Raw genomic sequence first — 20,810 nt, forward strand, 5'->3', positions numbered from 1 at the left:
ATAAAAGAAAAGCCCTGTAATTCCAAGTGAGCTTTTTGCCATTCTGCACTAAATTTAAGCAAATTTTGATGGTGCTATTTTCAATCCTTATTTGTCTTTATTTCTAGCTCGATCAGGCTATTGATTTCACTGAAATAGCATATCAATTTGAATGCTATTTAATACAAATCGAAACGCTAATAAACAGTCTGTTTTAACTTAAAATAAGTCCATATCCAAATAAAAAAGCTGCCCCCTCAGGAGCAGCTATTTATGTTTTTACATCAGATCAAAAATGTAAATTAATGGTGCTTTTTCTTATAAAAACCAAAATAACCAATAATCAAAATGATGAACCAAATTGGGCTCACCATGAGCGCTTTCATGGTATCTGCTTCTAGCGACAAGACATAAATCATGCCGATGAAGAAGATAATCACAAGCCAGCAAGTATATAAGCCACCTGGTAATTTAAAGGTTGATTTCGCATGCAGCTCAGGACGAGTTTTATAGTAAACGATATAGCTCCAGATAATCATGAGCCATACGCAGATAAATAAAATCGTAGAAAGTGTGGTTGCTAATGTAAAGGCTTCAACAGTGTTCGGTACGAAATACTGTAATGCAGCACCTAACAACAAACAAACTGCCGAGAAATATAACGCATTTGCCGGAACTGCACGTGAGTTTAGACGGCCAAACGCTTTTGGACCTTGCTCTTCACGAGATAAACCAAACAACATACGTGAAGTCGAGAACACACCACTATTCATCGATGACATAACTGATGACAACACAACCAAGTTCATAATAATCGCAGCAGCAGCAATACCGGCTTGGCTAAACAAGTTCACGAATGGTGAAATGCTTGGGTCAATGGCATTCCATGGCGTAACGGACATCACAATCACAAGTGCAAGCACATAGAAAATAATGATACGAATCGGAATCGAGTTCACAGCTTTAGGCAAGTTGTGTTCTGGATCTTTGGTTTCTGCTGCCGTAGTACCGACGAGTTCTACGCCGACAAAGGCAAAAATGGCGATCTGGAAACCTGCCAAGAAGCCAGTTACTCCTGTTGGGAATAGACCACCATGTGACCATAAATGTGTGAATGATGCGATTTCACCTGTCGATGAGGTAAAACCGGTAAAGATCATCCAAAGACCGACACCAATGAGCACCACGATTGCAATAATCTTAATCAGTGCAAACCAGAACTCTAACTCACCAAAAAGTTTAACCGTAACAAGGTTTAAACCCATGATAAATACAATGGCGGCAACACTGATCATCACCCCTTCTTCCGGCGAGAACGGGTTACCTCCATTAAAGAATTGCAGGTAATAAATAATGGCCGATAAATCTGCAATCCCTATAGTGATCCAGCACAGCCAATAGGTCCAACCCACAAAATAACCTGCCCACGGGCCGATTAAGTCAGTTGCAAAATCGATAAAAGATTTATATTCAAGATTTGATAGTAATAACTCGCCTAATGCACGCATGACGAGGAAAACCATAAAACCAATAATCATATAGATAATAAGGATGGACGGACCAGCTAAACTGATGGTCTTTCCTGACCCCATAAATAAACCTGTACCAATCGCACCACCAATCGCAATCAATTGCAGGTGTCGGTTGGACAAGCTTCGTTTCAAATCGCCGCTATCAGCGTGCGATCCATGAATTTCATTTGACATTATTTAATTCAACTTCGCGTTCCAATTGCGACAAATTAACGTAAAAATTTCAGAAAATACAAAATTATTTTTCATCATCTATATTTTCGGATTAAGTGACAAAGTTAATTTATTTTTCTTATATATAAAAATCTTAGCGCCAGTTCACATTTTAAAGCGACCAATAAAACAACAATTTACTTGTAATAACTTAAATTTTATGCAAAAAATATTTTACCGACGATAAAAAAATTATGCCAAATATCATGGAAGTTTCAAACAATGGCATATCAATTGCTACAGATATCAAAAATGTAGCATTCACTCACTCAGGGCCGATAAGAAGAAGATACTATGCAAGAAATTCAAAATATCATGGAAACACTCAGTGGATGGGTCTGGGGCCCGTACATGTTGGTCCTCATTGTCGGAACAGGTGTATTCCTCACCTTCCGACTACTTTTCTGGCAATTTCGCATGTTGCCTTTCGCATTCAAACAAGTCTTTGGCAAGCATCCTAAAGCAGATCAACATGATGGCGATATTTCTCATTTCGCCTCACTTATGACCGCACTTTCTGCCACCATTGGTACAGGTAATATTGCCGGTGTAGCCACCGCTTGTGTGCTCGGTGGTCCGGGCGCAGTGTTTTGGATGTGGATAACCGCGCTCTTTGGTATGGCAACCAAATATGGTGAAGGTGTACTCGCTGTAAAGTTTCGTCATAAAAATGAAAATGGCGAAATGAACGGTGGTCCGATGTATTACATCGAACGTGGACTTGGGCCTAAGTGGAAATGGTTGGCAGTGGTATTTGCCCTATTTGGTACTTTGGCATCCTTTGGTATTGGTAGCTCAGTACAGTCCAATACTGTCGCGCTTGCTGTGCAAAACAGCTTAGGGATCAGCACACTCACCACTGCAATCGTCATCACCATATTCTCTGCCCTCGTTATTTTAGGCGGCATCAAATCCATTTCTAAAGCCTCTTCATTTATTGTTCCAATTATGGCGGTAGGTTATGTATTGGGTGGCTTAATCATTATTTTCACCAACCTTGAATTGGTGATCCCTGCACTAAAAATGATCTTTAGCTATGCATTTACGGGCGAAGCTGCTGCGGGTGGTGCGATTGGTGCTGCGATTCGTTATGGTGTGGCACGTGGTGTATTCTCTAATGAAGCAGGTATGGGCTCAGCACCTATTGCCGCTGCGGCTGCAAAAACAGACCACCCAGCACGTCAAGGTCTTGTCTCTATGACAGGTACGTTCTTAGACACCATCATTGTTTGCTCAATTACAGGTATCGTACTGGTGATGGGCTTCATCATGGCGGGACAAAGCTTTGGTGATCAAACGGGTGCCGTATTAACGATCAGTGTTTTTGACAAACTACTTCCGGGCTTCGGTGGTTGGGTCGTGACTTTCGGTATTATTTTCTTCGCTTATTCAACCATTCTGGGTTGGAGCTATTATGGTGAAAAATGCTGTACTTACCTCTTAGGTGAAAAATCAGTACTGATTTATCGCTTAATTTACATCGCATCAGTCTTTGCCGGCTGTGTCGTAACACTTGATCTCGTTTGGTTATTTGCCGATACCTTTAACGGTTTGATGGCTGCACCAAACTGTATTGCACTGTTATTGCTCTCAGGCATCATTGTGAAAGAATCGAAAGATTTTATTGAACGTCGTAAATCAGGTGAGTTGTACTAATACCTGCATCCTGCTCAACAAAAAGCCACGTGAATTCACGTGGCTTTTTTATTCGGACTGAAAATCGATATTTACTTATTGAATTGTGCCAATTTGACCATCATCAAATTTGTCGTTTTTCGTCTTGCTTTCATTGGCTGCTTCATCTTTTGGATCTGATTCAGTATCTTCAATAAAGCCTTCACCAAATTGGTCACCAAACTCATTTTCAGCATATTCAGAATCTACAGCACTGGCTTCCATCAGATCAGCTTCGATTTCTAGGGCAATTTCCAAAGATAAAGAAAAGAACAATACCCCCTGAATTTTCATGTTCCCTTGTTCATCTTCAAGGTATTCACTGAGGGTTTTATATGCAGGGCTGCTTTCATCAAAAGGCACGTCAAGGTATAAATCACCTGTATAACTATCGATTAAAGACTCACCTTCTAGCCCCATACAAGGGAAATAGTCTATATTTTGCAGGTCAAACCAGTGCATAACATCATTACGCACCGTATTTTTTTCAGGATGTTGATGATCATATTCTTCAAAATGCACAAATAACACATCACGATTTTTTTCACGTGCGATGGCATCGATATGTCGTAATAGTTCAGTCATGTGGTGACCCATTTCAAAAAATATAATGCGCTATTATAAAGTGCTTACTATGTAAAAGTGCAGCTATTGAAAATAAAACGACATCAATTGACCTTCATCAGTCATTTCATGCGATAAAAACTTGGTTTTTCGATGTATTCACCGCTATGCTGTGACTCAATTTGAGTTTGTGCACAGTAAATATTATGGCAAAAGCAAAAAGTGTCTATCGATGTGAACAATGTGGTGCTGATCATCCCAAATGGGCCGGTCAATGTACCGAATGTGGTGAATGGAATTCATTAGTCGAAGTCAGTATTGCTCCCGCCGTTACACACCGTGCACAGCCGAAAATGGGCGGTGGCTATGCAGGTCAAGCTGCTGCTGTGACTACCTTAAATCAAGTTTCCGTTTCGCATGAAACTCGAATGGCAACAGGTATTGGTGAATTTGACCGTGTGCTCGGTGGTGGACTGGTCACAGGTTCAGTTGTGCTGATTGGTGGTGACCCCGGCATTGGTAAATCCACTATTTTGCTACAAACCGCAACCTATATGGCGGCGAGTAAAAGTTCTGCCTTATATGTCACTGGTGAGGAATCTTTGTCTCAAGTGGCTCTACGTGCCCAGCGCCTAGATTTGCCGACCGATCAACTCAAAGTCATGGCAGAAACCTGTGTCGAGCGTATTTGTGAAGTTTTGGCACATGAACGCCCTGCCGTTGCCATTTTAGATTCGATCCAAACTCTATACACCGAGACACTCCAGTCTGCGCCGGGCGGTGTTTCCCAAATTCGTGAATCGGCTGCACTCCTGACCCGCTTTGCCAAAAATAGTGGCACAGCATTGTTTATTGTCGGTCACGTAACGAAAGAAGGTTCTTTGGCAGGCCCTCGCGTGCTTGAGCACATGGTCGATTGTGTTTTGTATTTTGAAGGTCAGTCTGACTCGCGCTTCCGTATGATTCGGGCGGTGAAAAACCGTTTTGGTGCGGTCAACGAGCTTGGTGTATTTGGCATGACTGATAAAGGTCTGCGCGAGGTATCAAACCCTTCCGCCATTTTCCTTAGTCGTTATGATGAAGCCATTCCGGGTTCCATTGTCATGATTAGCCGTGAAGGTACACGTCCACTTTTGGTTGAAGTTCAGGCTTTGGTAGATGATGCGCACGGACAACCTCGACGCGTGGCCTTAGGTTTAGAACAAAACCGTTTAAACATGCTTTTAGCCGTTATGCACCGTCATGGTGGCGTACAAACTGCAGGACAAGATGTTTATGTCAATGTCGTGGGTGGTTTAAAAATCACAGAAACAGGTTCTGACCTTGCGGTACTTTTAGCCTGCGCCTCTAGCTTAAGAGCTAAAGCCCTGCCGCAGCATTTGGCAGTATTTGGTGAAGTCGGCCTTTCAGGCGAAATCCGCCCTGTACCCAATGGACAGGAAAGACTCAAAGAAGCCATTAAACATGGTTTTAAAACCATTATTTTACCGCGTGGGAATGCACCGCAAAAACCTATTTCAGGTGTAGAGATTATTTCTGTCGCACGTTTACATGAGGCGTTGAGTCAGGCAATTACGCTGACCGATGAGTCTTAGTCACGTTGAATCGTTTATTTTGAATGAATTTTCAATTTTTTACCGATGTTCTATTGAAATTCAGTACAAATGGCGGCATAACTAGAAGGCTATTTTAAATTTATATAGATATAGGAAAATTTGATGGAAGTTCGACAGCGTGGTTTGATGACTGCTCTTTTAACAGCAGCCCTTTTGGTAGCGCCGATTGCAGAAGCGAAACGTGCCGGTGGTGGTAAAAGCCATGGTATGAGCCGTCAAGCTGCTCCAACTCAGTCTTATCAGCAACCTCGTCAATCTGCTCCTGTTCAACAGCCTGCAACTGCTGGCGCTCCAGCTAAATCTGGCTCGAATGTGGGCGGAATGGTTGCAGCTGGTGTGGCTGGTGCTGCAATTGGTGCAGTCGCTGCAAATGCGATGGCCGATGACAATAACGGTCAAGCAGCTTCTGAAGCGCAAGCTCAACAACAGGAAGAGAAAGGTGGTATTCCAGGCTGGATCTGGATTTTACTTGCCGCTGCTGTTGCCTTCTTCATTTTCCGTAAGATGGGCGCAAAAAAAAAACTAGCCGCTAACAATCCGTATGCGCCAAACAGCGGTGCAAACAATGCACCGTTTGGCCAGCAAAATGCCGCACCTCGTGCAGGTAATGACAATACGAATATTTTTGGTAATTCTGTAGGCGGTAATTCAGCAGCTTCAAATGCTCCATTTGGTGCAGCTGCAGCAACGAACGCGCCTTTTGGTGCAGCTTATACTAATAGCGGTAATCAATTGCCTGACGGTACAGAACCAGCAACATTCTTACGTGTTGCGCGTCAGCGTTTCAACCACATTCAATCGATGAATACGGCAAGCAACATTTCTGAAATTCAGCGTTACTTAACGCCTGACCTATACCAGTCTATGTATAACGACATTATGGCGAATAAAGATGAAGACGTTGCTGAGTTTTCAAACTTAAATGCTATGGTGGTCGATTCTGCTAACGAAAATGGTCAATACGTTGTAAGTGTGCGTTTTACAGGTACGGTAAGTGAAGACTTAAATAGCCTGCCACAGCCATTTGCTGAAGTATGGCATTTTGTTAAACCTGCGGGTTCTGATCAAGACTGGTTGGTTGCAGGCATTCAACAAGAGCAATAATGTAGACAATTAAGCATTCTTGCATTCTAAAATAGCGACTTCGGTCGCTATTTTTTCGCCTTTAATTCCCCTCTTTTTAAATCAATTTCCACTCAGCATGCTGAAAAATCAATAATTTTGTGAATACATTATTCTAATTATTAATAATAATTGTTATCATTTAGATTAACTTTAATACAATTTCCAAGCGCTTAAGTATTTTATGAATAGCTCACCACCTGAGGCACTTGTGACACCCCTCACATCTGCGCTGCCTAAAACGCGTAAAGACACTCCTTCTCTATTTACCTATCGCTTGATGATTTTCTATCGCTTTGCCCTCGCTTTAGTGGGCGGATATGTTGTCGCGATGCTATCGGCCATCGTGATCGCAGATGTGTTTAGCGAAGACCGTGGAAGTGCAGCCATGAGTGCAACTTTAATTGCATTTATCCTGTGGAGCTGTGCATTTATTTGGGTCTTTATGGTGAATAAAACCCTCAAAGCAACTTTAGGCATTGTGATCCCTGCGGTGTGTTTGTATGCCATTTACATGATGATGGGAAGCTAAAATGCGTGTTGATGCAAAAGTAGAGGGGCCGCGCCAGTCCATGTCTTGGCTGCATACATGGGCCAGCCTAATCTTAGGTTGGTTGCTGTATGCAATTTTCCTGACCGGGACCCTAAGCTTCTTTAAAAATGAAATCAATGTCTGGATGACACCTGAGCTGCATCAATCTGTTCCAGCCAGTTCACAAGTCCAACAAACTCAAGTCGCACTAAAATATTTACAGCAAAATCATCCGAATGCAGGTGCTTGGAATATTTTGCTGCCGAATACGCGTCAAAATGCCACCTTAATTACCGTTCGTGAACAAGGTGAAGACCCTCGCGCACGCCGTGGTGGTAAACAAATCTACATTGATAGTGCTACAGGTGAATTGCTTGAGCCGCGCGATACACGTGGTGGTAATTTTCTTTATCGTTTCCATTTCGAACTATATGGCATGCCACGTATGTGGACGCGATGGTTTGTCGGGATAGCCACATTGTTGATGTTAGTCGCCATCATTAGTGGTGTGATTACTCATAAAAAAATCTTTAAAGATTTCTTTACCTTCCGTTCAGGCAAAGGACAACGTTCTTGGCTCGATGCACATAATGCAACCGCAGTATTTGCGCTCCCCTTCCACATCATGATTACCTTTAGTGGCCTGTTGCTGCTGTTATTTACGATCATGCCTTGGGGGATTGAACGTATTTATGAAAACCGGGGACAATTTTTACAAGAACAAAATCGTGCTTTGGTTCAAGAAAATAAACCTGAAGGACGTAAATCTGCTCAAGGACGCGAAGAACGTGGCGAACGCCCACAGCAAGCCCGTGCCAATTCTGCACAAAACCCAGGTGAAAATCGTGCTGAGGGCCGTGGTGAAGGTCGAGGAGATCGTCGCTCTAAACGTCAAGAACAACCTATCGTTGCTGCGCCGTTGACCAACTTAGCACCAATCGTGACTGCGGTTCAGGCTGAATGGAAAACTAATCCTATTAGTACCGTTAGCATCATTGCACCGAATACAGACCAAGCTAAAATTGAACTACGTGCCTTACATGGTGAAAGTGTCGCGTATCGAAATGTCTATGCAAGCAAACTGTTTGATGGCGTAACTGGCAAAGACTTAACTGACGAAAGTGCCAAGTTAAAGCACCCTTCTGTACCGATGGGTATTTACAATGTAGTGACCACGCTACATGAAGCACGCGGTGTAGACTTAGCTCTACGTTGGCTGCTGTATATTTCAGGGATTGTAGGCACCCTGATGGTCGCTACAGGTCTCATTCTGTGGTGTGTAAAACGTGCGCCGCAACAGCAAAAACAAGGCTTTAAATCATTTGGCTACCGCACGGTTGAAGTGACCAATATTGCAGCGATTATTGGTTTACCCATTGCCTGTGCAGCATTTTTCTATGCCAACCGTTTTATTCCCGTACAGCTTGAAAACCGTTCGGAATTAGAAATTCGTAGTTTCTTTATTGTTTGGCTACTGACGCTCGTTTATGCGATTTTCCGTACGCACCGTCAAGCGTGGCTAGAACTTTTAGCTTTTGCCACAGCAATTTTTGCCTTACTGCCGATTGTAAACTTCATGACTGGTGGTCAAGCGCTTTGGAATACCATGGTAAATGGCCAATGGATGATTGCATCCTTTGATCTTGCAATGTGGCTTTTGGCTATCTTGTTTGCCTATTCATTTTACAAAGTGAAAAAGCATAAAGGACTGCCTGTTAAAAAAGCACGTGGCACAAAGGAGGTTGAAGCATGATGTTCTTTCTCCTGATTTGGGCACTGAGTAGCTTAGGTTTTTTTGCCTTGGCAAGCAGCATGTCTAAACATCAAAAGCAGTTCTACAGCAAAGAGTTAAGTGTGGGCCAAACACGCTTAGCCACGTTAGTCGGCTGGGCGCTATTGATTATTGCCTTGATAATTTGCCTCTCACTTGGCACGCCGAGCAATAACATCAGTTATTGGTTTGGCGCGCTGACCATTGCGGCTTTATTTGTCGGGCTATGTATTAGTTATATCGCTGAATACTTTTGGAAAATTATTGGTGCATTGGTTGTCGTATTTGTATTGTCAACAGTGTTATTGAAATTTTAATTCTTTAGACAACGATCTCTAAACATTGAAAGCCAATCTTCGGATTGGCTTTTTTCATGCCAACCGATTAGGCTATGCCTATTCTGCTCTTTTGGATTAAACATGTCTGAACTTTCAATCTCTCCTGCTTTATATAACCGCGCTATGGCAGGCAATAAAGATGCTCAATTTGAACTGGCTGAAATTTATATGCAAAGTGAAAATGATGAGCATGTTGAACTTGCTGAAGAATGGGCACTCAAAGCAGCTCAGTTAGGTCATGTAGAAGCGATGTATTGGCTGGGTGAAGGCTATGTAGTCTATGCCAAAGATATGCTCGAAGAAGATCCTGAAGAATCTAAAACCTATTTTGAGCATGCGCACCGCTGGTTAGAACAAGCGTCAAAACATGACCATCCTGCTGCAATTTTAGAACTCGCCAATTTTTACCGTCGCGGCGATGTGGTGGAAAAAGATGTCGCTAAATCCATTGAACTGGTTGAACAATCTGCAAAATTAGGTGAAGTTCAAGCCATGCGTGATTTGGCTTTTATTTATGCTAATGGATTAGGCATCGACGCTGATGAAGAAAAAGCAGATTTTTGGAATGAAAAAGCCAATGCGGCCGAACAGCCCAAAGCTTAAATCACAAAGAAAAAGGCCCATCTCATGATGGGCTTTTTGCTTTTAACAAAATGGCTCAGCTCGCCACATAATTATTTACGTCTACAGTAATCACTTGTCGGCAAATGCCCTCTGCCCCACGTTGCTGTTCAAATACCTCTGCTGGCATGGCATCAAAACTGTCAAAGAAACTAATTTCAGTTTCGTCAATGTCATACACCAAAGAATGATTCCCCACGCCCTCTAGAGTATCGTAATACACAATCACAAACTGATTTTGTTCAAAAGCCTGCTGAATTTGTGCATAGCCAATTGCAGGCAATATAGGCAGTTCCAATTGGTCAGCTTCCGCATAGCTGCGTTTTTCACTGTCTTGCAGCTCAGGATCATGCTCTGTGTAAAACTTTACTTGGAAGCCAAACTTCTTTAACCCAACGGCTAAACCAATGGTTGTTGTGCCATGGTCAGCTTCATAAGCGCAAACTTCGATGAGTTGCTGAATGTCTGCATCTATACCTAAGTGCTGCAGCAGCATCCACACCGCATAAATGCCCCCGTTGGCTTCTAAATTTGCCAACTCATCAGGTATTTCCATCGACATATATCAAAACTCAAAATTGCTTATGGACGATGATAAACAAATCGCAGCAGTTTTGCCTGCAAGTTTTAATCCAGACCTGATTTCACATGCACAAAAATAATGTCCAAATCTTGTTTGGGCACAAAATTCTTTTCAACCATTTGAAACTGCGTAGCGCTGATTTTCTTCACTTTACCTGCCCAGCAAAAAGAAACCAACTCTCCTGCATCACGCTCGATAGTCAGTTTAAAATCTTGAATAGGCTTTGCCCAATTGGCACCAGTTTTTAAGATATAGCCCAGCGCTTGAAATGGTGCATGCTGTGATTTAGCCTTTCTGAGTCCTGCCTTAAAGTTTTGATCCATACAATAACTTTTATTATATTCATCAGGATATAAAGCCACAGACCCACCCACTAGCGGTGCATATTGATGCTGTACACGTGTGAGCGCATTGGCTTTAAACGTTTGCTTCCAACTGTAAATCACCTGAGACGACCATGAAATGGTTTCATTCGGATCTTTGGGCAATACTTTTTGCAGCGCTGCATTTTTACAGTTTCTAAGCTTTGCCTCAAAAGTTTTATATTCAACATCTTGCCTGCTCCACGGATTCAGCATGTCTTTTTCCGTAAATCCGCATTGCTTAAAACTCTCAGTCATATCAATCGGGGCTGTTTTCTCATTTTTTTGAATAAAAGTGCGCACGTGCATTTCAGGCTGAATCGTTTTTCCATTCACTTGAACTTTAAAACTTTTGAGCAGCTTTTCTGTATTGGCAAAATCAGATTCAAAGAAGTTTTCTACTTTTGGCAGTGGAAAGAGTATGGTTTCAGTCACGTCTTTATTGCTTAAATTTTTGAACTGATAATCGACCTTGATCATTTTTTTACTAATAAATAGGTCTTCACTGAACATTTGAATGTCTTTATTTTTAAGGTACTGCACCCCTCCCGTTGCCACATAGCCTGTTGAATCGTTGGCATATGTTAGTGCTGAAAAACACAAGCATATGAATGCAGTTAATTTTTTCATTATTAGCTTCCAATTTTTATATTTATAATTGCACTAGAATATCATCGACCATTTTTCAGGAATATACTCAGAAATTAGCCCTATCCCGATAATTATAAGGGCAATGATGCCAATCAAAATAATAAAACTCACTACTTTTATGACTACTCTAAAGGTTAAATTTAAGCCTTTCGTATAATTTTCAATAAAGCCTGAAAATTTAAATAAGGATAAAACCCCAATCAAAATTAAAGGCAGAAAAAAAATATCTTGTGGTGAAAAGTCGCCTCGCCTTGCTGAGACAGCTTGTGAAGATACGAGTAAAACTAGGAAAATATTAAATTTTAATATATTCATGATATGTACGTTATTATCTTTTTATTATCAGATTATTCATCTACATATTAACCAATTTTTGATTGGAACTCACTCTATTTCCAAGTACAATACTGCCCTAGTCGAGGGATGCTGCGACTTTCTTATAGGCACTAAATATAAGATCGCTAGGCTCGACGATTCGGTTGGACACTCGTTCCAATCAACAACGGCATCCGCGAACTGAATGATCAATTGTTTTTATTAAGGAGATCGTGATGAACGCGGTTAATGCTTCATTTACAGATTACAAAGTTGCCGATATTTCACTAGCTGACTACGGCCGTAAAGAAATCAAACTCGCAGAAGCAGAAATGCCAGCCCTAATGGGTCTTCGCAAACGCTATGCAGCGGCTAAACCGCTTGCTGGCGCGAAAATCCTAGGCTGTATCCACATGACTATTCAAACTGCAGTTTTAATTGAAACTCTAGTTGAATTGGGCGCAGAAGTACGCTGGACTTCATGCAACATCTTCTCTACTCAAGACCACGCTGCTGCTGCAATCGCTGCTGCAGGTATTCCTGTATTTGCTTGGAAAGGCGAAACTGAAGAAGAATACATGTGGTGTCTTGAACAGCAAATCAATGTGAACGGTACACCTTGGGATGCCAACATGATTCTGGATGATGGCGGTGACTTAACTGCGCTTGTTCACGAAAAATATCCTGAAGTGATTGCTAAAATCCACGGTATTACAGAAGAAACCACTACAGGTGTTCAACGTCTTTACGAAATGCACCGCGACGGTACTTTAAAAGTTCCAGCGATTAACGTAAATGACTCTGTAACCAAGTCTAAAAATGACAATAAATACGGCTGCCGCCACTCATTAAACGATGCAATCAAACGTGGTACAGATATGCTTTTATCTGGTCGTCGTGCGCTTGTAATCGGTTATGGTGACGTAGGTAAAGGTTCTGCTCAATCACTTCGTCAAGAAGGCATGATTGTACGTGTCACTGAAGTTGACCCTATCTGTGCAATGCAAGCATGCATGGATGGTTTCGAAGTTGTTGCTCCGTATAAAAATGGCGTTCAAACTGGCAAGAAAGAAGACATCAACCTTGATCTTCTTCAAAATACTGACTTGATCGTAACAACAACTGGTAACTACCACGTATGTGACGCTGCAATGCTTGATTCATTAAAAGCTGGCGCTGTAGTTTGTAACATCGGTCATTTCGATACTGAAATCGACACAAATTACTTACGTGGTTATAAGTGGGTTGAAGTGAAGCCACAAGTTCACCAAGTGTATCGTTCAGAAAATGAAAATGATTACCTTATTCTTCTTTCAGAAGGCCGCTTAGTGAACCTTGGTAATGCAACAGGTCACCCTTCACGTATTATGGATGGTTCTTTTGCTAACCAAGTATTGGGGCAAATGCACCTATTCGCTGAAAAATTTGCTGATCTTCCTGAAGATCAAAAACAAGCGGCGATCCGCGTAGAACTTATTCCTAAGAAATTAGACGAAGAAGTTGCTGCTGCAATGGTTGCAGGTTTCGGTGGCGTATTAACGACTTTGACTCAAGAACAAGCGGATTACCTCGGTGTTCAAGTTGAAGGCCCGTTCAAAGCTGAGGCTTATAAATACTAAGTTTTATAAATACCTCTCCCTAACCCTCTCCTGAGCGTGCTTCAAGCACTGCTTTGAAGCTCAGCGCAAGAGAGGGAACTCTTCATTGTGAAAGCAAATTTGTTGTTAACTCCAAATAACTATTACTTTCATAATGGAAGTCCCTTCTCCCTCTGGGAGAAGGTTAGGATGAGGGGATTTTTTTAAATAAAAGTATTTATAAAAAAAGGATTTGAACATGTCAAAACAGATTCCTATTTCCTTTGAGTTCTTTCCGACCAAAACTGATGCGGGCGCGGAAAAACTTAAAGTTGTACACCAAGAACTACAATTATTAAATCCTGAATTTTTCTCTGTAACATACGGCGCAGGCGGTTCTACCCGTGAACGTACTTTGTCTACATTGAATGATTTCAATGGTAAAGGCACGCCTGTTGCTCCTCACCTTTCTTGTATTGGTGACAGCAAAGAACGTATTGCTGAATTGCTGGATTTGTATAAATCGCAAGGCATTGACCGTATTGTTGCGCTGCGCGGTGACTTGCCCTCTGGTCAGGTGGGCTTAGGCGAATTGCCTTATGCAACAGATCTTGTGCGTTTCATCCGTGAACATACAGGTGATCACTTCAAAATTGAAGTGGCGGCTTATCCTGAAATGCATCCGCAAGCAGACAGCTTTGATCTCGACATCAAACGTTTCTGCGATAAAGCCAATGCAGGCGCTAATGCAGCACTCACACAATTCTTCTTTAATCCAGATGCATACTTCTACTTTGTAGAGCGCATTCAAAAAGAAGGCGTAAACATTCCTGTAGCGCCAGGCATTATGCCGATTACCAATGCAAGCAATTTAATCCGCTTTGCTGATGGTACAGGTGCAGAAATTCCTCGCTGGATTCGTAAACAGCTTGCGACTTATGGCGACGACACAGCGTCAATCAAAGCCTTTGGTCATGAAGTGATTGTAAAACTTTGCGAACGCCTGATTGCTGGTGGTGCGCCAAGCTTGCACTTCTATACCATGAACACCACTGACCCTACACGCCAACTTGTGAAAGACCTCGGTCTTGCATAAGACATTTCGACCTATTTGAGAGTAAAACTTTAATGCCACGTTTTTATATTGAAGCTGATTTAACTGTTGATACGACTGTTGAATTAACGGAAACAGTGTTTCATCACTGGGTAAAAGTTTTACGTGCTCAAGTAGGCGAAACAGCCACTTTGTTCAATGGGCAAGGTGGCGAATACCATGTTGAATTGGTTGAAATCGCTAAAAAGTCGGCTGCCGTCCAAGTTTTGCAATTCAATCCAAGCAATCGCACACCACATTTTACGGCACTATTGGGTCAAGTGATGAGCAAAGGCGACCGCATGGATTATGCGATTCAAAAAGCGGTGGAACTCGGTGTTTCTGAAATTCAACTACTCACTTCAGAACGTTGTGAGATGCGTTTGAAGTACGATCGTGATCAAAAGAAACTTGACCATTGGCAAGGCATTGCTATTGCTGCTTGCGAACAGTGTGGACTCAACATTGTTCCTAAAGTACTTCCGCCTCTTTCCCTTGAAAAATGGTTGGAAAGTGACCTACCGACAACAAAATTGGTACTCGCACCCAATAAAGATGAAATTGATGTATTAGCTGATGCTGACCCGCACTTTGCCTTACTGATTGGCCCTGAAGGTGGCTTGAGCGAAGCCGAGATCAGCGCCGCAAATGAGAAAGGTTTTGTGAACTGGTGTATCGGTGAACGTGTCCTTCGCACAGAAACTGCACCTGTAGTTGCACTTTCAATTTTAAATTATAAATTTATTTAATTTTTACTCGATAGTTCATCTGAAAGCATCAATGATGGCATCCTTGATATTGCTTTTTATTTGTAACGCAATTACCCTAGAGTCAATAAAAACAAATGATTTGTTACTAAGAATAAACAAATACTCTCAGGAACAATACAAATACAACGATCTAAATTTGGTTAAGGCAGGGTTTTTATATTCATGACGTATAAACAAGATGAATATATCAAGCAGTACAATCATACTGCTCAAATTGCGAACACGATTCGCCATAGCCGCTATTTTTTAGTCAGTATCCTGATTATTTGCTTATATATTTTTTCGATATATCAAATTTTTTATAAATCACCATCTTTGTATTTCAATATTTGGTTTATTTTTACCGAAGTTTTTGTCAGTTTATGCTGGCTGATCAGCACCGTTTATTTTAAACCTGAACAATATTCACTGATGATTGCGCATCGTTGGCTACAATTTCAGTGTTTTTCTGTCGGCACACTGATTGCGAGCGGTATTTTTTTAATTTTTTATTATTTACCTGCGACCAATCAAAGCTTTGAACCAATTCAAGCCCTGACACTCTCTGCCCTACTCTTGATCGTGACGCAAACCTTTGGTTTGACCTATTTGACGCAAAAACTTAATTATTTCTGTTTAGCCTTTATCCCGTCTATCGTGCCCTATCTGATTGCACAGTTCTTTTTCTTAGATGGTTCAAATCACTTATTTAGCCTGAGTATTAATTTTGGGCTCATTGTGATTCTAATGTGCGCCATGACGTCATATCGCATTCATCGTCGTGTATCGACTTTACATGCTAAAAATAACCTACTGGTCGATAGTGCCAAGCAACAAGTCAAATGGACTGATGAACTGTGTCAGCAGCTCCAAGATGAAGTCAACAAATCACGAGACATCGAATTACAGCTACAACTGGGTAACCAAATCCTTGAACAGAAAGTCAAAGAGCGGACCTTCGACATTGAGCAAATGAACAAGGATTTAGAAAACCAACAAGCCAATTTAGTCCTTGCGCATGAAATCGCCGGTTTACGTCCTTGGGATTGGAATATCAAAGATCGTAAAATCGTTGTCACCAACTATAAGCAAGAAAAAACCCTTAGACATTCGAAAGAGCATCAGCAACAGTTACAACATGTGATCCATCCTGATGATATCCCTCATTTTAAGTCGGCAATGATTCAACATCTTCGTGGATTTAAAGACCGTTATGAGGCCACCTATCGGATTCAAAACAGTCAAGGAAAATGGAGTTGGGTACATGATATTGGACGGGTCATTCAACGCGATCCAGATAATCGTAAGCCATTGCGCATGGTCGGTATTCGACGTGATATCCATCAAGAACGGACATCACAAGAACGTTTAAAACTTGCAGCTAGTGTACTCGAACAAGCCGCTGAAGGAATTTTCATTTTAAATGAAGAACTGTGCTATATCGAAGTCAATCCGTTTTACGAACAATTAACCGGATTTAACTACGACCAAATTATTGGCAAACATCTATTTGATATCACAGCAAATTACAAATCAATTCAACGCAGTATGCACTACTCGATCATTAAACAAGTGCTGAAAATTGGTGAATATGATGGTGAGTTGCACGAAAAATTTCTTTCAGGTAAAGAACTGACGCTATGGATGCATATTAATGCGATTACTGATGATCAAAACCGCGTTACCCATTATATCGGGATTGTCTCAGACCTGACCGAACGTAAATTGCAAGAACAACGTTTATCTTATTTAGAAAATTATGACACCTTAACGGATTTGCCGAACCGTTTTTATTACAACTATCAACTGCATCAATATTTAGTTTCACAGCAAGATTCGATTAAACAGTTGGCCGTCATTCGTTTAAACATCGACCGTTTCCGTCCATTAAATGAATATCTCAGCAACAATGGTGGTGACGAACTGTTACGCCAAGTCGCACAGCGTTTACGTCTAACCAATGCCGAAGCATTATTTGTTGCGCATTTAAATGGCGATGATTTTGCGATTGTGTATGAAATTTCACATATCCGCCCTTCTGTGCAAGAGCATTGTGAACGCATCAATAAAGCCTTTAGCATTCCATTTAATATTTTTGGCCAAGAACATGTCATCACTTTATCGATGGGCGTCGCGTTCTATCCTGAGCATGGCCGTCAGCTAGATTATCTAAATAACTGTGCAGAACAAGCGCTGAGCGAAGCTAAAAATTTGGGAGGCAATACTACACGTTATTATTCCAATGAAAATACCGCATTATTAGAGCAAGGGATCTTCTTGGAACGCGACTTGCGTAAAGCCATTCAAAATAATGAGCTGGTGGTGTATTACCAACCGAAGATCAATTTCCGTGATAAAAATATTTACGGTTTTGAAGCCTTGGTGCGCTGGAATCATCCTGAAAAAGGCTTAATACCACCGGGCTTATTTATTCCTTTAGCAGAACAAACCAGTTTAATTTCCGATATCGGGCGTTTTGTCCTGCAAAAAACCGCGCAGCAAATTCGCTTTTGGAATAATTTGGGTTATCAAAATATTTGTGTATCCGTCAATATTGTTGCACAGCAACTGCGCCGTGGACAATTATTAAATGATTTAGATGAAGCGATAGATGCCAATCAAATTGATGGTGCCAGTCTGGAACTGGAAATTACAGAATCTTCTTTGGTCGAAAATCTAGATTCAGTACGTGAACTATTAAACGAAATAAAAAAACGTAAAATCAATATTTCACTTGATGATTTTGGCACTGGCTACTCATCTCTATCGTATCTGGCTGATTTTCCAATTGATATTTTAAAAATAGATCGCAGTTTTATCTCTAAAATTGGTGAAAATAAACAATTGGCCATCGTTAGTGCCATGATTGCCATGGGTAAAGCGATGGGCATGACGGTAGTCGCTGAAGGGATTGAAACTGAACAGCAGTTACAGTATCTACAAGACTTAGAATGTGACATTGCTCAAGGCTATTTTTTCTCTAAGCCACTGCCACAAGAAGAGGCAACCGTGTTCCTTGAAAATAATATCTCTTCGCCTGCTTATACTTACTTAATATAAGTCACTATGCCTGAGCTATAAGATTGTCTGAAAAAGACGCGACTTCGACTGTCCCAACTGTGCAACTAATGTTATATTCAAGCGGATAAAGCAAGCATTTCAGCTTTATATTGGATAAACAAAACACAATCGAGATACAGATGGACGATCAATCTTTAAAACAGCAGGCTTTGTATTATCACGAATTTCCAACTCCGGGGAAAATCAGCGTTACACCAAGCAAACAATTGGTCAACCAACACGATTTAGCCCTCGCATACTCGCCAGGTGTCGCTGCACCTTGTTTAGAAATTGAACGCGACCCATCTACTGCTGCACTTTACACAGCGCGCGGTAATCTTGTTGCTGTAGTCAGTAACGGTACAGCCGTACTGGGCTTAGGTAACATTGGTCCTTTAGCGTCAAAACCTGTTATGGAAGGTAAAGGCGTTCTATTCAAAAAATTCGCTGGTGTTGATGTTTTTGACATTGAAATTGCTGAAAACGATCCAGACAAAATCGTAGATATCGTTGCAGCATTGGAACCAACTTTCGGTGGTATCAACCTTGAAGACATCAAGGCCCCAGAGTGTTTCTACATCGAGCAAAAACTTCGTGAACGCATGAATATTCCTGTGTTCCATGATGACCAACACGGTACATCAATCATTGTGGGTTCTGCATTACTGAATGCACTTCAACTCAATGGCAAAAAAATTGAAGAAATCAAAATTGTCGCTTCTGGCGCAGGTGCTGCTGCCCTTTCATGTTTGAACTTACTTTGCGCACTTGGCGTAAAAAAAGAAAACATCGTTGTGGCAGATTCACGCGGTTTATTGACGACTAAACGTGAAGGCTTGGATGAGTCGAAAAAGGCATACGTTCAAGACATCGAAGGCTCTCAGCTTGCTGATGTAATGGAAGGTGCGGACATGTTCCTCGGTCTTTCAGCAGCAGGTATTTTGACCAAAGAAATGGTTAAAGTCATGGCGAAAGATCCGATTATCTTTGCCCTTGCTAACCCAGACCCTGAAATTCTTCCTGAACATGCACATGAAGCACGTCCAGACGTGATTATGGCAACTGGTCGTTCAGACTATCCAAACCAAGTGAACAATGCACTTTGCTTCCCTTATATTTTCCGTGGTGCACTAGATGTTGGCGCAACTACGATTAATGAAGAGATGAAGATTGCTTGTGTACATGCGATTGCTCGCATGGCGCATGTCGAAGCTGATGCTGCATCGTATGGTGAAAAATCTGCTTCATTTGGTCGTGATTACCTGATTCCGCGCCCATTAGATCAACGTTTGATTCTTGAAATTGCACCTGCAATTGCACAAGCAGCGATGGATTCTGGTGTTGCAACTCGTCCGATTCAAGACTTCTCTGCATATCGTCAACGTTTATCTGAATTCGTCTACAACTCTGCGTTTATGATGAAACCAATTTTTGCGCAAGCGAAAACTGATCCGAAACGCATTGCATATGCTGAAGGTGAAGATTTACGTGTACTTCGCGCGGTGCAAATTGCTGTTGATGAAGGTTTAGCAAAACCAATTCTTGTCGGTCGTCCTGCAGTCATTGAAGCGAACATCAAGAAATTAGGTCTACGTCTTGAAGACGGCGTGAACATCACTATCGTCGATCAAGAGAAAAACCCTGATTACGATAAGTTTGCTGACGATTACTACAGCATCATGCAACGTAAAGGTGTAACACCTGAATACGCTCAGCGTGAAGCACGTCGTCGCTCTACCCTGATCGCTGCAATGCTGGTTCGTCATGGTGTGGCTGACGGTATGCTATGTGGTACTTATTCTAGCTATGACATTCACTTAGACTTCGTCAGCAATGTGATTGGGCTAAAAGAAGGCCGTAATAACTTCTTCACGCTGAATGCATTAATGCTTGAAGATCGTAACTTGTTTATTGCCGACACTTACATTAACCGTAATCCAACAGCTGAACAGCTTGCTGAAATGACTATTTTAGCGGCTGAAGAAGTCCGCCGTTTTGGTATTACGCCGCGTGTAGCATTGCTTTCTCACTCAAGTTTCGGTTCTGACCAAAATGATCCTAGCGCTCAAAAAATGCGTAAGGTTTATGATATTTTGTCAGAAATTGCACCTGAACTTGAGGTTGAAGGTGAAATGCATGGTGATGCCGCATTGGATGAAAATATTCGTCATTTCGCATACCCGAACTCACGTTTTAAAGGTTCTGCGAACTTGCTGATTATGCCTAATCTGGATGCAGCGAACATTTCGTTCAACTTGTTGAAATCAACTTCAGGTAGTAACGTGACGATTGGCCCAATTCTTTTGGGTGCTGCAAAACCCGTTCATATTTTAACGCCAACAGCGACAACTCGCCGTTTAGTGAATATGACTGCATTGACTGTTGCAGAGATTCAAGAAAACGAAAAATTAGCACTCTAATTTAGTTGACCTGAACACACTTTGTGACTTGAGAAAAC

At 41.6% G+C, this 20,810-nt stretch carries 16 protein-coding genes and 1 pseudogene; 12 read left to right on the plus strand and 5 right to left on the minus strand.

All coding sequences use genetic code 11. From position 1 onward, the window contains the following. Positions 1 to 281: 281 nt before the first annotated feature. Positions 282 to 1,685, minus strand: a complete 1,404-nt coding sequence (locus MST17_RS11220) for an amino acid permease (RefSeq protein WP_078192075.1) — start codon at positions 1,683 to 1,685, stop codon at positions 282 to 284. 333 nt (positions 1,686 to 2,018) lie between these two features. On the opposite strand from MST17_RS11220, the gene MST17_RS11225 reads away from it, so the two are divergent. Then, entirely contained in the window at positions 2,019 to 3,380 is a 1,362-nt protein-coding gene (locus MST17_RS11225; RefSeq protein WP_180026690.1) for a sodium:alanine symporter family protein, read from the plus strand. Positions 3,381 to 3,626: 246 nt separating this feature from the next. Here the strand turns inward: MST17_RS11225 and MST17_RS11230 are convergent. Continuing rightward, positions 3,627 to 3,983: pseudogene (locus MST17_RS11230) on the minus strand (hypothetical protein); the annotation flags it as partial. Positions 3,984 to 4,168: 185 nt separating this feature from the next. On the opposite strand from MST17_RS11230, the gene radA reads away from it, so the two are divergent. The 6 genes from radA to MST17_RS11260 all read left to right on the plus strand — a co-directional run bounded on the left by radA (position 4,169) and on the right by MST17_RS11260 (position 9,944). Beyond that, on the plus strand, positions 4,169 to 5,557 hold the full coding sequence (radA, locus tag MST17_RS11235) for a DNA repair protein RadA (RefSeq protein ID WP_180026689.1): 1,389 nt from the start codon (positions 4,169 to 4,171) through the stop codon (positions 5,555 to 5,557). A gap of 123 nt (positions 5,558 to 5,680) precedes the next feature. Further along, on the plus strand, positions 5,681 to 6,682 hold the full coding sequence (locus MST17_RS11240) for a Tim44 domain-containing protein (RefSeq protein WP_078192078.1): 1,002 nt from the start codon (positions 5,681 to 5,683) through the stop codon (positions 6,680 to 6,682). A 202-nt stretch (positions 6,683 to 6,884) separates the two neighbouring features. Continuing rightward, a complete protein-coding gene (locus MST17_RS11245) occupies positions 6,885 to 7,232 on the plus strand; it encodes a hypothetical protein (protein WP_180026688.1) in 348 nt (115 codons plus the stop codon). A 1-nt stretch (position 7,233) separates the two neighbouring features. Beyond that, complete coding sequence (locus MST17_RS11250) at positions 7,234 to 8,985, plus strand: PepSY domain-containing protein (protein ID WP_180026687.1); 1,752 nt, start codon at positions 7,234 to 7,236, stop codon at positions 8,983 to 8,985. After that, positions 8,982 to 9,320: a DUF3325 domain-containing protein gene (locus MST17_RS11255; protein WP_180026686.1), complete on the plus strand. Its 339-nt coding sequence runs from the start codon at positions 8,982 to 8,984 to the stop codon at positions 9,318 to 9,320. The genes MST17_RS11250 and MST17_RS11255 overlap by 4 nt, the downstream gene beginning before the upstream one ends. 102 nt (positions 9,321 to 9,422) lie before the next feature. Continuing rightward, positions 9,423 to 9,944, plus strand: a complete 522-nt coding sequence (locus MST17_RS11260; RefSeq protein WP_180026685.1) for a tetratricopeptide repeat protein — start codon at positions 9,423 to 9,425, stop codon at positions 9,942 to 9,944. Between the two features lie 55 nt (positions 9,945 to 9,999). On the opposite strand, the gene MST17_RS11265 is transcribed toward MST17_RS11260, so the two are convergent. The 3 genes from MST17_RS11265 to MST17_RS11275 all read right to left on the minus strand — a co-directional run bounded on the left by MST17_RS11265 (position 10,000) and on the right by MST17_RS11275 (position 11,873). Beyond that, positions 10,000 to 10,524 (minus strand): cysteine peptidase family C39 domain-containing protein, encoded by a 525-nt coding sequence (locus tag MST17_RS11265; protein ID WP_180026684.1) that lies wholly within the window; start codon positions 10,522 to 10,524, stop codon positions 10,000 to 10,002. Positions 10,525 to 10,589: 65 nt separating this feature from the next. Further along, positions 10,590 to 11,537 (minus strand): DUF4424 family protein, encoded by a 948-nt coding sequence (locus MST17_RS11270; RefSeq protein ID WP_180026683.1) that lies wholly within the window; start codon positions 11,535 to 11,537, stop codon positions 10,590 to 10,592. A gap of 33 nt (positions 11,538 to 11,570) precedes the next feature. Beyond that, positions 11,571 to 11,873, minus strand: coding sequence for a hypothetical protein (locus MST17_RS11275; RefSeq protein ID WP_180026682.1), 303 nt, complete (start codon positions 11,871 to 11,873; stop codon positions 11,571 to 11,573). Between the two features lie 236 nt (positions 11,874 to 12,109). Between MST17_RS11275 and ahcY the strand changes: the two genes are divergently transcribed. From ahcY to MST17_RS11300, 5 genes are all read left to right on the plus strand, one after another. Then, a complete protein-coding gene (ahcY, locus tag MST17_RS11280; RefSeq protein WP_180026681.1) occupies positions 12,110 to 13,492 on the plus strand; it encodes an adenosylhomocysteinase in 1,383 nt (460 codons plus the stop codon). Positions 13,493 to 13,709: 217 nt separating this feature from the next. Beyond that, a complete protein-coding gene (metF, locus tag MST17_RS11285) occupies positions 13,710 to 14,546 on the plus strand; it encodes a methylenetetrahydrofolate reductase [NAD(P)H] (protein ID WP_168378282.1) in 837 nt (278 codons plus the stop codon). Positions 14,547 to 14,578: 32 nt separating this feature from the next. Further along, positions 14,579 to 15,292 carry a 16S rRNA (uracil(1498)-N(3))-methyltransferase gene (locus MST17_RS11290; protein WP_180026680.1) on the plus strand — a complete coding sequence of 238 codons (714 nt, stop codon included), beginning with the start codon at positions 14,579 to 14,581 and terminating at the stop codon, positions 15,290 to 15,292. Between the two features lie 183 nt (positions 15,293 to 15,475). Beyond that, a complete protein-coding gene (locus MST17_RS11295; RefSeq protein WP_180008366.1) occupies positions 15,476 to 18,352 on the plus strand; it encodes an EAL domain-containing protein in 2,877 nt (958 codons plus the stop codon). A 140-nt stretch (positions 18,353 to 18,492) separates the two neighbouring features. Beyond that, positions 18,493 to 20,772 (plus strand): NADP-dependent malic enzyme, encoded by a 2,280-nt coding sequence (locus tag MST17_RS11300; protein ID WP_078192090.1) that lies wholly within the window; start codon positions 18,493 to 18,495, stop codon positions 20,770 to 20,772. Positions 20,773 to 20,810: the final 38 nt, after the last annotated feature.

The organism is Acinetobacter sp. YH16056_T (assembly GCF_024605895.1).
In the GTDB taxonomy this organism is placed as follows: Bacteria; Pseudomonadota; Gammaproteobacteria; order Pseudomonadales; family Moraxellaceae; genus Acinetobacter; species Acinetobacter amyesii.